At 69.3% G+C, this 14,556-nt stretch carries 12 protein-coding genes and 1 pseudogene; 5 read left to right on the plus strand and 8 right to left on the minus strand.

Going from position 1 to position 14,556, the window contains the following annotated elements; translation table 11 throughout:
- Positions 1-98: 98 nt before the first annotated feature.
- From Air01nite_RS06745 to Air01nite_RS06765, 5 genes are all read left to right on the plus strand, one after another.
- On the plus strand, positions 99-581 hold the full coding sequence (locus Air01nite_RS06745) for a hypothetical protein (protein ID WP_203701041.1): 483 nt from the start codon (positions 99-101) through the stop codon (positions 579-581).
- Entirely contained in the window at positions 574-1,077 is a 504-nt protein-coding gene (locus Air01nite_RS06750; protein WP_203701043.1) for a hypothetical protein, read from the plus strand. The genes Air01nite_RS06745 and Air01nite_RS06750 overlap by 8 nt, the downstream gene beginning before the upstream one ends.
- Before the next feature lie 39 nt (positions 1,078-1,116).
- Positions 1,117-1,572, plus strand: a complete 456-nt coding sequence (locus Air01nite_RS06755; RefSeq protein ID WP_203701045.1) for a nucleotide triphosphate diphosphatase NUDT15 — start codon at positions 1,117-1,119, stop codon at positions 1,570-1,572.
- A 44-nt stretch (positions 1,573-1,616) separates the two neighbouring features.
- The gene (locus Air01nite_RS06760; RefSeq protein WP_203701047.1) at positions 1,617-3,440 is read left to right on the plus strand and encodes a 5'-methylthioadenosine/S-adenosylhomocysteine nucleosidase family protein; all 1,824 of its coding nucleotides are present in this window, start codon (positions 1,617-1,619) and stop codon (positions 3,438-3,440) included.
- A gap of 826 nt (positions 3,441-4,266) precedes the next feature.
- The gene (locus Air01nite_RS06765) at positions 4,267-6,873 is read left to right on the plus strand and encodes a DUF4062 domain-containing protein (RefSeq protein ID WP_203701049.1); all 2,607 of its coding nucleotides are present in this window, start codon (positions 4,267-4,269) and stop codon (positions 6,871-6,873) included.
- Between the two features lie 55 nt (positions 6,874-6,928).
- On the opposite strand, the gene Air01nite_RS06770 is transcribed toward Air01nite_RS06765, so the two are convergent.
- The 8 genes and pseudogenes from Air01nite_RS06770 to Air01nite_RS06800 form a co-directional block, all read right to left on the minus strand.
- Positions 6,929-7,249 (minus strand): TcmI family type II polyketide cyclase, encoded by a 321-nt coding sequence (locus Air01nite_RS06770; protein WP_203701051.1) that lies wholly within the window; start codon positions 7,247-7,249, stop codon positions 6,929-6,931.
- The gene (locus Air01nite_RS06775) at positions 7,246-9,612 is read right to left on the minus strand and encodes an FAD-dependent oxidoreductase (protein WP_203701053.1); all 2,367 of its coding nucleotides are present in this window, start codon (positions 9,610-9,612) and stop codon (positions 7,246-7,248) included. The genes Air01nite_RS06770 and Air01nite_RS06775 overlap by 4 nt, the downstream gene beginning before the upstream one ends.
- Positions 9,602-10,810, minus strand: a complete 1,209-nt coding sequence (locus Air01nite_RS06780; protein WP_239090543.1) for a beta-ketoacyl synthase N-terminal-like domain-containing protein — start codon at positions 10,808-10,810, stop codon at positions 9,602-9,604. The genes Air01nite_RS06775 and Air01nite_RS06780 overlap by 11 nt, the downstream gene beginning before the upstream one ends.
- On the minus strand, positions 10,798-12,057 hold the full coding sequence (locus tag Air01nite_RS06785; protein WP_203701057.1) for a beta-ketoacyl-[acyl-carrier-protein] synthase family protein: 1,260 nt from the start codon (positions 12,055-12,057) through the stop codon (positions 10,798-10,800). Before Air01nite_RS06785 ends, Air01nite_RS06780 begins: the two co-directional genes overlap by 13 nt.
- Complete coding sequence (locus tag Air01nite_RS40980) at positions 12,054-12,515, minus strand: cupin domain-containing protein (protein WP_373310335.1); 462 nt, start codon at positions 12,513-12,515, stop codon at positions 12,054-12,056. The genes Air01nite_RS06785 and Air01nite_RS40980 overlap by 4 nt, the downstream gene beginning before the upstream one ends.
- A gap of 75 nt (positions 12,516-12,590) precedes the next feature.
- Positions 12,591-12,935 (minus strand): annotated as a pseudogene (locus Air01nite_RS41855) (SRPBCC family protein); the annotation flags it as partial.
- Positions 12,932-13,189 carry an acyl carrier protein gene (locus Air01nite_RS41860; RefSeq protein WP_203701059.1) on the minus strand — a complete coding sequence of 86 codons (258 nt, stop codon included), beginning with the start codon at positions 13,187-13,189 and terminating at the stop codon, positions 12,932-12,934. The pseudogene Air01nite_RS41855 and the gene Air01nite_RS41860, both read right to left, overlap by 4 nt.
- Positions 13,186-14,553 carry an acetyl-CoA carboxylase biotin carboxylase subunit gene (locus tag Air01nite_RS06800; RefSeq protein ID WP_203701060.1) on the minus strand — a complete coding sequence of 456 codons (1,368 nt, stop codon included), beginning with the start codon at positions 14,551-14,553 and terminating at the stop codon, positions 13,186-13,188. Before Air01nite_RS06800 ends, Air01nite_RS41860 begins: the two co-directional genes overlap by 4 nt.
- Between the last annotated feature and the right edge of the window lie 3 nt (positions 14,554-14,556).

Raw genomic sequence — 14,556 nt, forward strand, 5'->3', positions numbered from 1 at the left:
GCGTGTTGCCCTGTAGGAAAGATCCAATCGAAAGATAGCCCGATTCCTGCTCGCCTCCCGTTGACTCGGGCGGCGCCACGTCGTTTTAGGAGACAGACGTGCAGGTGGCGATCATCGGCAGTTTCAAACAGCACTACTCGGCTGTGCGCGAGGCGCTAGCGAGCTTTCGTAGGGCCGGGATCGAGGTGACTACCCCCAAGGGGGCAGAGATCCAGGAGGAGGGAATCGCTTTCGTGCGATTCCACAGTGATCCTCCTGAATGGGACGACTCGACCGTTCAGACTATCGCGTTGCATCGGATCTTGCGCGCCGACGCGGTTTACGTCGTTGCCCCGGGTGGCTATGTGGGTCGCACCACGTGTTACGAAATCGGACGCATCTTCCAGGCTGCTCGGCCGATCTACTTCAGTGAACACCCCGACGACCTGCCCGTCGCAATACCTGGCACCCATATCGTCGCACCCATTGATCTGGTGAAGCTAATTCTGACCGGCAACGCCTCATCGCCATTCGCGGCAGAGGACTCGACCTATCTCTCACTTGAGCGACGGTTGCTAACGGGAGACTACTCGTATGACTGAGACTTCGGCCGAAACCGCGGCGGCAGCCGGATTTCAAGAGAAGGATGGGCGCGGTCGCATCGTGCTCTGTGGATCAATGAAAGCAATATCAACGATGGAGGTCATCGGCCGTGAGCTGATGAGCCAGGGCATCACTGCGCTGGTTCCGCACAGGGACGATCCGCTGCTCGAAACTCAGGCCGAAGCGGTCCTGCGGGACGGGAAACACCGGGCATCTAAGCTGCATATGTCCTGGATCGTCGACCCGGCCACGAGGGCCATCCTCATTGTGAACCCGCACCGGGAGGGCCAGCCCGACTACATCGGACCGAATGCTTTCGGTGAGGCTGCGGTGGCGTTCGCGACCGACCGCCGCATCTTTTTGCTCAACGGAATTCCCGCGAACTTCGAGGAAGAGCTGTCGGCGTGGCGGGCGCGCTGTCTCTACGGCGATCTTCGACCCGTTATCGGCTTCTTCAGATCAGGCCACGCCGAGCGCAGCGAAGGTAGGCCCTGACTCATCAGCAGACTCCAAACTTGAGCGGAGAATCGCGTAATGGCACAGGCGTCCTCCGCGGCCCCCACGGTAGGGGTCGGCGTGTTTGTGTTCTGGAACGGCACGTTCCTCATGGGGAAGCGCCGTGGGGCGCACGGCGCCGGCACGTGGTCAGTGCCCGGCGGCCACCCAGAATTCGGCGAATCGTTCGAGGAAACTGCGCAGAGAGAGGTCCAGGAGGAGACGGGCGTTCTTATCAGGAACATACGATTCGGAGCCGTCACGAACGACCTGTTCGATGTTGAGGGAAAGCACTACGTAACAATCTGGATGCTTAGCGACTATCGTTCCGGCGAGCCAACGATCACCGAGCCGGACAAATACGACTCACAAGGGTGGTATGACTTCTCAACGCTGCCTGACCCTCTGTTCCTTCCGTGGAGGCAGCTTCTCCGGTCGACATTCATCAGCGATATCCGGGCTCAGCTGGAGAGCAGCGACAGGGCTCGCAGATGAGTGGAGGCGAGTCGGCGTCCGAAACACCGAGGCGGAACGCCGGAGTGAACCAACCTCTATATCTTCATTTCCTCGACCGCGAACTCGTGGAAGCCGCGGGGGCGGAGCTCCAGCCGAGCACGTTGGAGAGGTCACTGGCCGCGCTCACCCTCGGAACTGACGCGGGCCTCTATTGCGGCATCTCGGTAATTTGGGAGCATACCCTACTGAGCGATGCGTCGCGAAGAATTCTCGCGATGCTCGTTGCTGGTGGCGCAATCCGACCTATCAGCTACAGCGCGACGGTCGAGGAGTTCTTTGAGTCTCGGATACAGTTGTATCGACATGACGCGGCGAGGTATCCGCTATATTTCCACAACGGAATCGATGCCGTCAGGTCGATCCTTCCCACGGACTACAAGGCCGAGCGAACAACTGACTATTTGCAGGAGAGGCTAGGTGGCTGGTCCCTGTCAAAAGCGTCTCAAGGGAGCGAAGCTGAACGCATTGCTCGCACGAACGCGTTGCAGGCGCTGACGCGGAGGGACTCCGAAGCAATCACTTTTGCTTTCTTCGCACCATTTATGAGAAAGAGTGGAGTTCAATCCTTCGAAGCCGAGTCGATACTCAGCAGGCAGATATCGGCGCAGTACGCCGGCCACTATCTCAAGTTCTCGGACGGCGACATCCCAACCGGTGTCGATGGGCTCGGGTACTTCGACCAGGTACTTGCAACCAACTTCCCGATGTACGACGTGCCGCTGCTCAAGAACATATTGTCGGCAAGCGGATTCACCGCGCTGCTTCGGACGCCGATGTTGCAGCGTCTCGATGATTGGCAACTCCTGCTGGAACTGAGAGGCTCCGGTGTGCACGCCCGCATGGTCAGCCTCGTTCGTCTGCTCGTGTGGATCGCGTGCCGCTCCGTCGAGGGCAGCGCGGGTGCGTCCAACACCTTCGCCATCCGTCACAAGGTGTGGGAGTTCGCTCGACGGTACCTGCACTCTCCAAATGAAGGGCGCGGCAACGACGCTGTTCTCGCGCGACTGGATTCTGCGGAACAGGCTTTGCTCGCAACCATTGGGCGGCTCTCTCGCGTCCCGGCCCTGACTTCTGACGTCGAACTGGGGAGGCAGCTGTTGCTGGACTATGGCGCCGACGTTCTTATTGTCACCGCTACCCGTGTGGAAGCGCGCGCGGTCATTGACACGCTGACCGCTGACCACGGATCTGTCGCTAGACCTCATTTTATCGGAGACAAAACCTACTTTGACCTCGGAACGATCTCTGGCGCACGCGTCTACCTCACACAAACCGAGATGGGGAGCGGAGGGCCGTCGGGCTCGATCCTCACCATCGTCGACGCCATATCGGCGCTGGGCCCGGCATCGGTAGTCATGGTCGGCATCGCCTTCGGCATCGATGAGCACAGCCAACAGATAGGGGACGTGCTGATTTCGCGCCAGGTTGCCAGCTACGACCTGCAAAGGGTGGGTACCCAATCGGGGAGAAGAAAGATCGTCTTGCGCGGAGACCGCACTACCGCGTCGCCGCGGCTCCTGGACCGCTGCCGCGCCGCGGCCTTGGATTGGAATCACTGCCCGGTTCATTTCGGGCTGGTGATGTCGGGCGACAAGCTGGTTGACAATCTTCGGTTCCGGGACGAGCTCGTTCGCCTCGCGGGCGGTGAAGCCGTCGGCGGCGAAATGGAAGGTGCGGGCCTCTACGCTTCGGCACACCGCCGCAAAGTTGACTGGATCCTGATTAAAGGAATATGTGACTGGGCGGACGGGAACAAAGACATGATGATCGCCGAGAGGCAACTGAATGCCGCTATGAACGCGGCACGTTTTACATCGCATTTGCTGGGAAAGGGCGGCTTCGCCTGACAGGCATTCGGCTGTCCGACTTACTGATTCTTACTCGGAGACGCAGATGGGCAACCGGCGGCATGGCGTGGCGGCACTGTGGTACGACGGTGGGAGCGAGCTGGCCACAACTGCTCTCGATAGGTTGAAGCGAGACTACGGTGAGTGTCGTGATCTAGCCGAACGGTCAGTTCCTGACTGCTGCGAAGTGGCCCTTGAGCAAGGTTCTGTGGCAGTAGCCGTTACCTCCGAGCGATCAGCATGGCTTGCGTTTCGCCTTCTTTCCAACATGGTCGATCGCTCAGATCCTGACGTTTTGGTTATTGTTACGCTAAATCCTGACCAGCTGTCCAAGACTCTCCAGGCGGGCCCGGACGGCCCGGCAGTCGCAGGCCTCCTATCCGTCGGACGGCTGACGATCTCCGACATCCTTCAGAAAGGCGACCCGCTCGATCTGCCCTGAGGTGAGGCCCGCTACCCGGTGAGCGACGCGGCGGCGTGCGGCAGGGCGTCCACCTCCGCGGGCGCGAGGCCGACGGTCGCCGATCGTGTCCATGCGGGGGAGACAGCGAGGCCGGCGCCGTCCACCTCGACGATCCGGATCTCGTCGGGAGGCAGGCCCGGTGGTGACGTGAGTCACCGCCGCCCTGGTGACGCTGGGCTCTTTAGCGGCCACCAGTTCTTCGGATGTCCATCTGGTTCGCCTCCGAATCCGGATAATTCCCAATATCCATCCCGCTGATGGGGCATGACATCCAACCGAACTGCGTTCCATGAAGAGATCTCGTTTGGGATCCCGGGCCGACGCTTCCGAGCGTCGCGGGCCCAACCCGAGGAGGACACCGGAATGCTCGACCCGGCCGGCGCAGCGCGGGTCATCCTGACGCCGGACCAGCGGCTCCGGGTGTTCGTGAGCTCGACGCTCGCGGAGCTCGCGGCCGAGCGGCAGGCGGTCCGGGAAGCCGTGGTCGGCCTGCGGCTCCAGCCGATCATGTTCGAGGCCGGTGCCCGCCCGCATCCGCCGCGGGAGGTGTACCGGTCGTACCTCGCACAGAGTCAGATCTTCGTGGCGATCTACGACGAGAGCTACGGGTGGGTCGCGCCCGACATGACGATCTCCGGGCTCGACGACGAGTACCGCCTCGCCGCCGGCATGCCCCGGCTGATCTACGTCAAGGAGCCGGCGCCCGGCCGGGACCCCCGGCTCGGCGCGTTGCTGGACTCGATCCGCCGCGCCGGTGATGTCACCTACCGCCGGTTCGAGTCCGCCGAGGAGCTGCGCGGGCTCGTCGAGCAGGACATCGCCGTGCTGCTCTCGGAACGCTTCCAGCGCACGGGCCGGCCCGCCGCGCCGGAGTCCGGGGCCGAGCGGCCGGGGGACGAGCGCCTCCCGGTGCCGCGCACCCTGCTGCTGGGCCGCGAGGACGAGCTGGAAGAGCTGTCCGCCCTGGTCCGCGAGGAGCAGGTGCCGATGGTGACCCTGGCCGGACCGGGTGGCGTCGGCAAGACCCGGCTGGCCGCCGCGGTCGCCGAACGCGTCGCCGAGGACTTTCCCGACGGCGTCCGCTACGTGGACCTGTCCGCGGCCACGGGGCTCGACGCGGTCGGCGAGGCGTTCGCCCGCTCCCTGCGGCTGCGCACCTCCGGCGGCGTCCGCTCGCTGGACGACACCGCGTCGTTCCTGCGCGCCAAGCGGATGCTGCTCGTCGTCGACAACTGCGAGCAGGTCAGCGGCATCGCACCGCACCTGGCCACCCTGCTGCGCGCCGCGCCCGGCGTGACCGCGCTGACGACCAGCCGCGCGCCGCTGCGGCTGACGGCCGAGCGGGTCTTCACGGTGCACCCGCTGCGCACGGCGCCACGCACCGCCCGCGCGGACTCGGCCGCGCTAGCCGAGCGGTTCAGTGCCGTCCAGCTCTTCGTTGACCGCGCCCGGGCCGCGGACCGGCGGTTCATGCTGACCGACGCCAACGCCGGGCCGATCCTGGAGATCACCCGCCGGCTCAACGGCGTGCCGCTGGCCATCGAGCTGGCCGCCGCCCGGGTGCCGATCCTGCCGCCCGCGGCCATCGCCGCCCGCCTCGACGACCAGCTCAGCCTGTTGACCGGCGGCCCGCGCGACCGGCCCGCGCGGCAGCGCACGCTGCGCGACACCCTCGCCTGGAGCTACGACCTGCTGCCGCCGGACGCGCAACGGCTGTTCGCCTGGATCGGCGCGTTCGCCGGCGGTTTCGACCTCGCGGCCGTCGACGCCGTCGGCGGCGCGGAGGTCGACGTGCTCGGGGCGCTGGAGTCCCTTGTGGACGCCGCCCTGGTCGACCGGGACGACGACGGCGAGCCGGCCCGGTTCCGGGTGATCGACAGCGTCCGGGACTTCGCGCAGGAGCGGCTCGACGCCCGCGCCGACCGCGACGAGGTGCGGGGCCGCCACGCCGAGCACTACCGCTCCGTCGCCGCGGCCGCGGAGCCCTACCTCAACACCTCGGCGTCACCGGACTGGCTGCGACGCCTCGACCGCGAGCACGGCAACCTCGACGCCGCCATGAACTGGTTCCTCGACCAGCGCCGGCCCGCGGACGCGTTCCGCATCGCCTGGTCGATCTGGCCGCTGTGGTGGCGCCGCGGCTACCTCGACGAGGGCGTGCGCTACATGCGCCGCATCCTGGCCGAGCCCGACCTGCTGACCCCGGCCGTGCGCGCCCGGGCCCTGGTGTCGGACAGCGCGATGGCACTGGTGTCGCGGCAGCCCGAGCACGCGCGGGCGGGGTTCGAGGAGGCCCGGGTGCTGGCCCACGCGGAGGGCGACAAGATCGCCGAGGCCCGCGCGCTCGGCCCGCTCGCCTCCTTCGCGGCACAGCGCGGCGACTTCGACCGGGCCCGCGAATTGCTCCGGCAGGCGTACGACCTGGCCGTGCGTACCGACGAGCACTGGTTGGTGAGCCTGTTCCACAGCCGGCTCGGCACGGTCGCGCTGCGCACCGGCGACCTCGACACCGCCGCGCTGCACCTGGCGGAGGCGCAACGGATCTCCTCCCGCGTCGGCGACGATCTCGGGCTGGTCGTGGCCCGCTACACCGCCGCGGTCGTCGGCGTCGCCCGGTCCGACGTCGCCGGCGCGCACGCGAGCCTGCGGGCCGGGCTCGCCTCGGCCGCCGACAGCGGGGACCTGGCCAGCGTCGGGCTGTTCCTCGCCGCGCTCGCGGACCTGGAGAGCGCCCGGGGCCGGTACGTGCGGTCCGTGCGGCTCGCCGCCGCCGCGGGCACCTTCCAGACGCCGTCGAGCATGCTGTGGATGGAGGGCTACGTGCCGCCCTGGCCGTCCACGGGTCTGGACCACGAGACGCTGCGCGGCCACCTCGGCGGCGACGGCTTCGACCGCGCCTGGCGGGAAGGCGAGCGCCTGGGCCTGCGCGGCGCGGTCGAGGAAGCGGACCGGGAGGACGCGCTGCGCTGAAAGGAACGGTCCGTTATTAACGCTATGCGTTAATAACGGACCGTTCCTTCAACCGTCAGCCCCGCCAGTGGTAGAACTCGCGGGCCACCGCGTCCTGCGGCGACTTCCAGGTCTGCGGGTCGTACGGCTTGATGTAGGCCCGCAGGTCGTCACTGATCTGCTTGAACCCGGCCAGTCCCGGCCCCTTGCGCAGCGCCTCGGTCGGGTCCTCGTCGAACTCGATGACGTGCAGGTACAGGTCGTTCAGCGAGTACAGCGAGCGGGTGCGGACACCCAGGTCGTGCGGGAGCGAGGTCTTGTCGGACGCCGCGAAGATCTCGGCCACCGACTGCTGCGCGTCCGGCTGGATCTTGGCCACGATCACGGTGCGGTTCATGCGGTTCCCCCTAGCGCGAAGATGCCGGCGAGGTGCGCGTCGAGCGCCGCCGAGTCGACCGGCGAGGTGCGGAACCCGACGTGCCCGTCGGGGCGGATCAGGTAGGCGGCCGTGCCCCGCAGCCCGTACGCGGACCGGAAGCCGCCGTTCGCGTCGCGCAGCACCGGCACGTCGAGCACGTCCGGCACGGCGGCGTCCGGTGCGGCCAGGACGTAGATGTTGACGAAACCGCGGACCTTCTCGGCCAGCTTCTCGAAGCCGGCGTAGTCCTCGGGCGAGGTGCCGCCGTCCGCGTACGCCAGCAGGGTGTGCGCCGTGCCGCGGGTCAGCTCGAACAGCCGCACCCCGTGGCCGACACCGAAGCGCCGCAGGTCGTGCACGTCGGGCGCCCGGTCGCCGGGCCGCGGCCCGCCGTCGAAGTGCTCGCCGTGCTCGCCGACCAGCGGGCTGCCCGCGTAGCTGAGCGTCATCTGCATCTCGAGCATGAACTGCTCGCGCTCGTCGTCCATGTCCATCTCGTCGGTGAACGCGATCTTCACCGCCCGGTCGACGATCGCCTTGCCGGCCGGGCGCCGCTCGGCCTCGTAGCTGTCCAGCAGCCCGGGCGCCGCGTCGCCGCGGACCGCCAGGGCCAGCTTCCAGCCGAGGTTCCAGGAGTCCTGGATGCCGGTGTTCATGCCCTGCCCGCCGGCCGGCGGGTGCAGGTGCGCGGCGTCGCCGGCGACGAACACCCGGCCGTCCCGGTAGCGGTCGACGATGCCGTGCTTGATCCGGAAGATCGACGCCCAGCGCAGGTTGCTCGCGGTCGTGCCCTCCGGTGCGAGCTGGTCCAGCACCGCCTGGATGTCGGGCAGCGACGGCGGGTCGTACTCCGCGGAGAAGCCCGGCGGGATCGGATTCGAGCCGATCTCGGCCTGCAGCCGCGGCGGGGCGAGGGTGGCGACGCGGTAGCGGTTGCGCCCCTTGAGCGGCACGCAGACCAGCATGCCGCGCATCTCGTCGTCCTCGACCTGGATGAAGCGCAGCAGGTGGCCCTCCGGCATCGACCAGTCCAGGTCGACGTCGCCCAGCATGAACAGCTGGGGGAACATGCCCATGCCGCCCTCGAAGGTCAGCCCCAGCTTCTGCCGCACCATGCTGTGCGCGCCGTCGGCGCCGACCAGGTACTGCGCGCGCACGGTCTCCGCGCGGCCGTCGGCGCCCAGGAGATAGGCGGTCACGCCGTCGGCGTCCTGGGTGAACTCCTTGAGCTCGACACCGCGCTCGACCCGCACGCCGTGCCCCGCGAGGCACCTGGTCAGGATGGCCTCGGTCTCGTACTGGGGGAGACCCACGTGTGCGTACGGCAGGTCGGGCAGGTCCCAGTCGACCTGGTGGGTCTGCCGGCCGTTGACGAACACCGTCTGGCCGTGAAGCCAGATGCCGGCGTCCATCGCCTCCTTGACGACGCCGATCTGCTCCCAGATCTCCATTGTCCGGCACTGCACGCCGATCGCCTTGTCGGCGGTGCCGTTGTCGTCGGGCCGCTTCTCGACGAGCCGGCAGGCGACGCCCCGCCGGGCCAGCTCGATCGCCGCGGTCAGGCCCGCCGGGCCCGCGCCGACGACGAGCACGTCGGTAGAACTGTCCATTGCAGACCTTTCCTGACTGGGTACGGCTTGCGGTCTGGCCTCGACCGGCCGCGGCTGTGGTTGCGGCTGGGGCTGTGGCTGTGGCTGTGACGTCCGGACCACCGCCACCGGCTGCGGGCTCTCCTCGGGCCGCGCCACGATGTGGTACGTCGCCCGTTCGAAGCTCTCGCAGATGTACTGGATGAGCGGCGCGGTCTGGTCCAGGTGCGACTGGTCGTCCGTCCAGGCGTTGAACGACGCCTCGTCCAGCCATTCCGCGAAGATGTGGTACGTCCTGGTGCCGGGCTCCCGCAGCAGTTCCTCCCGGACGTGACCGGGCGTGCCGCGCATCCGCTCGGCGACCTTGCGGTAGGCCTTCTCGTACGCGGCCTCCTCGCCCTCCGCCACCGTCACCGTGACCCGCACCCGGATCCGCGGCCCGTGCCCGACCACGGTCTGCAGCAGCGCGTACGTGTTCTTCTCGCCCGACTCCCGCAGGTCCCGCAGCGCCGCCGTGAGCTGCTCCCGGGCGGCGCTCGGCCCGAACGCGTCCAGGGCCTCCTGGTCGCGCCAGTCGCTGATGATCAGGAACGTCTGCGGGTCCTCCGCGTCCCGGATCAGCTCCTGGCGCAGGCTGCCCGGCATCCGGCTGATCTCCTCGGCGGCGACCCGCCAGGCGGCCTCGAAGGCCTCCGCGCAGCCCTCCCGGGCGCGCATCCGTAGGATCGTCCGAACTGGACTGTCATCCGGCATCGCGGAGCCCTTCCTCCCGGTGTCGCCGCAGCACGATGGAGCTGTTGAACCCGCCGAACCCGCGCGCGTTGACCAGCACGACGTCGGTGTCGAGCCGGCGCGGCTCGCGCACGAGGTCCAGGTCGTGGCCCGGCCGGGCCAGGTTGCCGACCGCCGGCACGACGCCGTCGCGCAGCGCCAGCAGCGCGGTGGCCACGGTCAGCGCCGCGCCGCCCGAGCAGAGCCGCCCGACGAAACCCTGCGGCGCGCTGACCGGCACCGGCCGGCCGAACACCTCGCGGATCGCCTGGGCCTCCAGCGCGTCCAGCGCCGGCGTGCCGGCGGCGTCGGCCATCACGAAGCCGACCTCGTCCGGCGTGGCGCCGGCGTCCGCGAGCGCCTTGCGCATCGCCCGCACGAGCTGCGCGCAGTCCGGCGCGGGCTGTTCGTGGTGGTGCGCGTCGTGCGTGGCCGCGTAGCCGGCGATCTCGCCGTAGATCTGCTGTGCGCCGCGCACCTGTGCGGTCGCGGCGTCCTCGACCACGAGCACCGCGCCGCCCTCGCCGGGCACGTACCCGTCGGCGTCGGCGTCGAACGGCCGGTAGCCGCTGGTCGACAGCCGGCCGCTGGTGCCCTGGCAGACGATGGCGTACGGGGACAGCGGCGCCTCGGTGCCGCCGGCGATGACGGTCGGCGTGCCGCGCCGGATCACCCGCCGCGCGGCGCCCAGGCTGTCGAGCCCGCCGGCACCCTCGGACACCAGCACCTGGTTGGGGCCCTTCGTGCCGTGCAGGATCGAGGTCTGCCCGACGCTGGCGGCGTAGAACCAGGCGATCGACTGGTACGCGGTGACCGCGCGCCGCCCCTGGCTCCACAGTGCCTGGATCTCCCGCTGGCCGAACTCGTTGCCGCCGGAGCCGCTGGCCAGCACGACCGAGGTGGCGTACGGGTCGTGCGCCGCCGGGTCGTACTTGGCGTCGTCGAGCGCCTGCCGCGTCGCGGCCAGCGACATCCACGTCCACCGGTCCGTCTGGATGATCAGCCGCGAGTCGACGTTGCCCTCCGGTGCGAAGCCCGGCACCCGCCCGGCGAGGGTCCCGTCCTGGCGGTCCACCCGGACCTCACCGGCCAGTGTGGACCGCCAGTGCTCCTCGGCCGACACCCCGCTCGGCGCCACGATCCCGATCCCGGTCACCACGGCTCTGGTCACGAGGTCCACCTCCGCAAGATCGCGGCGGACTGGAAGCCGCCGAACCCGCTACCCACCGACAGCGCGACGTCGATCCGTTGCTCGCGCGCGTTCTTCGGCACGTAGTCCAGGTCGCACTCGGGGTCCTTGTTCTCCAGGTTCGCCGTCGGCGGGACCACGCCGTAGCGGATCGCCAGCACGCAGGCGGCCAGCTCGATCGCGCCGATCGCGCCCAGCGAGTGGCCGACCATCGACTTGATCGAGCTGACCGGCACGTCGTACGCGTGCTGCCCGAGGCTCCGCTTGAACGCCGCCGTCTCGTGGCGGTCGTTCTGCTTCGTGCCCGAGCCGTGCGCGTTGATGTAGTTGACCGCCGTCGGGTCGAGCCGCGCCTGGTTCAGCGACTCGGTGATCGCCTCGGCCATCTCCAGCCCGTCCGGCCGCAGCCCGGTCATGTGGAACGCGTTGCTGCGGTTGGCGAACCCGGCCACCTCACAGAAGATCTCCGCGCCGCGGCGGCGGGCGTGCTCGAGCTCCTCGAGCACGAGCACGGCGCCGCCCTCGCCCATCACGAAGCCGTCCCGGGTCGCGTCGAACGGCCGGGAGGCGTGCTCCGGGTCGTCGTTGCGGGCCGAGGTGGCCCGGATCGCGTCGAAGCAGGCCATCGAGATCGGCGAGATGGGCGCGTCGGCCGCGCCGGCGATCACCACGTCGGCGTCGCCGTCCTCGATGAGCTGGTGGCCGTGGCCGATCGCGTCGAGGCCGGACGTGCAGCCCGTGGAGATCACCGCGGCCGGGCCGTGCGCACCGAACCGGCAGGCCACCTCGGTCGCCGCGCTGCTCGGCACCAGCGCCTGGTAGAGGAACCGGCTGCCGTAACGCTCGTCGACCTGCCAGTGCCGGCCGTGGTCGCTGACGGCGACGTACTCGTCCTCGAGCCGGGTGGTGGCACCGACCGCGCTGCCGATGCTCACCGCCAGGTTGTCGCGGTCGACGGCCGCCAGGTCCAGCCCGCTCTCCTTGACCGCCTCGTCGGCCGCCACGAGCGCGAACTGCGCGAACCGGTCGCTGCGGTGGATCTCCTGCGGGGTGAGCCCGGCCGCGCGCGGGTCGAAGTCGCACTCGGCCGCGATCTGCGAGCGGAAGTCGGCGGGGTCGAAGAACGTGATCCGCCGCGTGGCCGTGCGCCCGGCGGTCAGCATGTCCCAGAACGCGCTCCGGGTGGCCCCGCCGGGCGCGACCACGCCGACGCCCGTGACGACCGTCCGTCGGCTCATGGTGTCCTCCCGGGCAGGGCCTCCGTGTCGACATGCCCCAACTCCGGTCGCGGCGCCAGCGGGCCGAGCGCGAAGACCAGGAACGCGGGCTGGTCGCCGTCGTTCATCAGCCGGTGCTTGACCCCGATCGGGATGTGCACGCCCTCGTTGGGCCGCAGCGGCAGCTCGCGACCGTCGAGCCGCACGGTGATCCCGCCCTCGACGCAGAAGAGATACTCCTCCGAGTACGGGTGCCAGTGCTCGGTCACGACCTCGGCGGGCGCCAGCCGCAGCGTGCCCATGAAACCGGACGTCGACCCGACGGTGGCCGGCGACAGGATGACCCGGATGTCGCCGCCGCGCCGCGTGTTGCTCGGCACGTCGTCGATGGACACCGTCTTGATCTGCCGCTGCGGCTTGCTCGGTCCGCCGATGCCGTGCAGGGCCAGCCGCTCGACCTTGTCACGGATGACGTCCATCTGCACCGCCGTGTTGGCGTTGATCCGGTCGGTCATCGCGGCCGTGTCGATCGGGGCGTCCGGGCGCATCCGGAAGTCCTGGATCCAGCGCATCCGGGTGCCGGAGCCCTCGGTGTCGTAGGTCCACTCGATGTTCATGAACTCGAACGGACCCGGCTCGACCCGGCGGGCCACCACGCGGCGGGCGGCCTTGTCGGGCGTGCGCTCCGAGACCCAGGCCCACACCTTGCCGTTCTCGTCGGGGTGCATGGCCAGGCGGAACCGCACCGTGGCGCCTTCGCGGGCGATGATCTCCGCCGACGCGTACTCGGTGAACAGCTCCGGCCATTTCTCGACGTCGTTGGTCGCGTCCCAGACGACGTCGAACGGCGCGTTGATGAGGATCGAGTTGTCGACGTGTCCGATCGTGGGTGCACTCATGCCGCCGGCTCCTCGTCGCGCGAAAGCCGGTCGTTGATCGCGGTGGTCATCTCACCCACGCTGAACGCCAGCGGGCGGTCGTCGGGCAGCTCGAACCCGTACAGCGCCTGGAGTTCCGACTGCAGCTGCAGGAACGCGAGCGAGTCCAGCCCGAGGTCGCCGAACGTCTTGTTCGGATCGTCGGTACGCATGTCCGACGGCAGCCCGACCTTGCTGACCAGCAGCTGCATCAGGTCGTCGATGGTGTACCTCATGATTCCTCCCGTGGGTGCGGATCCGTGAGCCGGTCGACGAGCGAGGTGTCGTGCGTCCCGGCGACGAAGAGTGGGTGGTCCAGTGCGGTCAGCAGGAAGTCGCGGTTGGTGCTGACGCCAGGTCCCTCGACGGACAGCTCGGCCAGCGCGCGGCGCATCCGGGCGATCGCCTGTGGGCGGTCCGGAGCCCAGACACAGATCTTGGCGAGCAGCGGGTCGTACGCGGCGGAGATCCGGCCACCGGCCACCGCGGCCGTGTCGACCCGCACGAACGGGCCGGCCGGCAGTGTCAGCCCGGTCAGCAGGCCGGGCGTCGGTATGAAACCGCGGGCGGGGTCCTCGGCGTTGATCCGGCACTCGATCGCCCAGCCGCGGGCGGTCAGCTCCGCCTGCGACACGTCGAGCTGCTCGCCGGCCGCTATCCGCAGTTGCTCGCGCACCAGGTCGACGCCGTGGGTCAGCTCCGTCACCGGGTGCTCGACCTGGATCCGGCAGTTGACCTCCATGAAGTAGAACCGGTGCTGGTCGTCGACGAGGAACTCGACCGTGCCGGCGCCGACGTAGCCGGCGGCCAGCAGGCCGCGTACCGCCGCGTGGCCCATCTGCTCGACCAGCCCGCGCGGCAGGCCCGGCGCCGGCGACTCCTCGATGATCTTCTGGCGGCGGCGCTGCACCGAGCAGTCGCGCTGGCCCAGGTGCACGCCGTTGCCGTGGCTGTCGCAGAGCACCTGCACCTCGACGTGCCGGGCGGCCGGCAGGTACCGCTCGACGTAGACCCGGTCGTCGCCGAACAGCGACTGCGCGGTGCTGCGGATCTCCCGGTACTGCCGGGCCAGGTCGTCGGGCTCGGAGACCACCTGCATGCCGCGCCCGCCGCCGCCGGCGACCGCCTTGACGATCACCGGGTAGCCGATGTCGGCGGCGACCTTCGCGACCGCCTCCGCGTCGCCGACCGGCTCGATCGTGCCCGGCAGCAGCGGCAGGCCGGCGTCGGCCATGGCCGCGCGGGCGGTGGACTTGTCGCCGAGCCGGTCGATCACCGCCGGGGGAGGCCCGACGAAGGTCAGACCCTCCGCCTCGCACGCCTCGGCGAAGTCGGCCTGCTCCGACAGGAAGCCGTAGCCCGGGTGGATCGCGTCGGCGCCCGTCTGCCGGGCGGCCTCCATGATCGCGGGCAGGTAGAGGTAGCTGTGCCGGGCCGGCCCGGGACCGATGCACACCGCCTGGTCGGCGAAGCGTACGACGGTGCTGTCCCGGTCCTCCGTCGAGTAGACGGCGGCTACCCGCAGTCCCAGCTCGCGGCAGGTGCGGGCGACCCGTAACGCGATCTCGCCGCGGTTGGCGATGAGCACGGTCTCGAACACGAC

The organism is Asanoa iriomotensis (genome assembly GCF_016862515.1).
GTDB lineage: Bacteria > Actinomycetota > Actinomycetes > Mycobacteriales > Micromonosporaceae > Asanoa > Asanoa iriomotensis.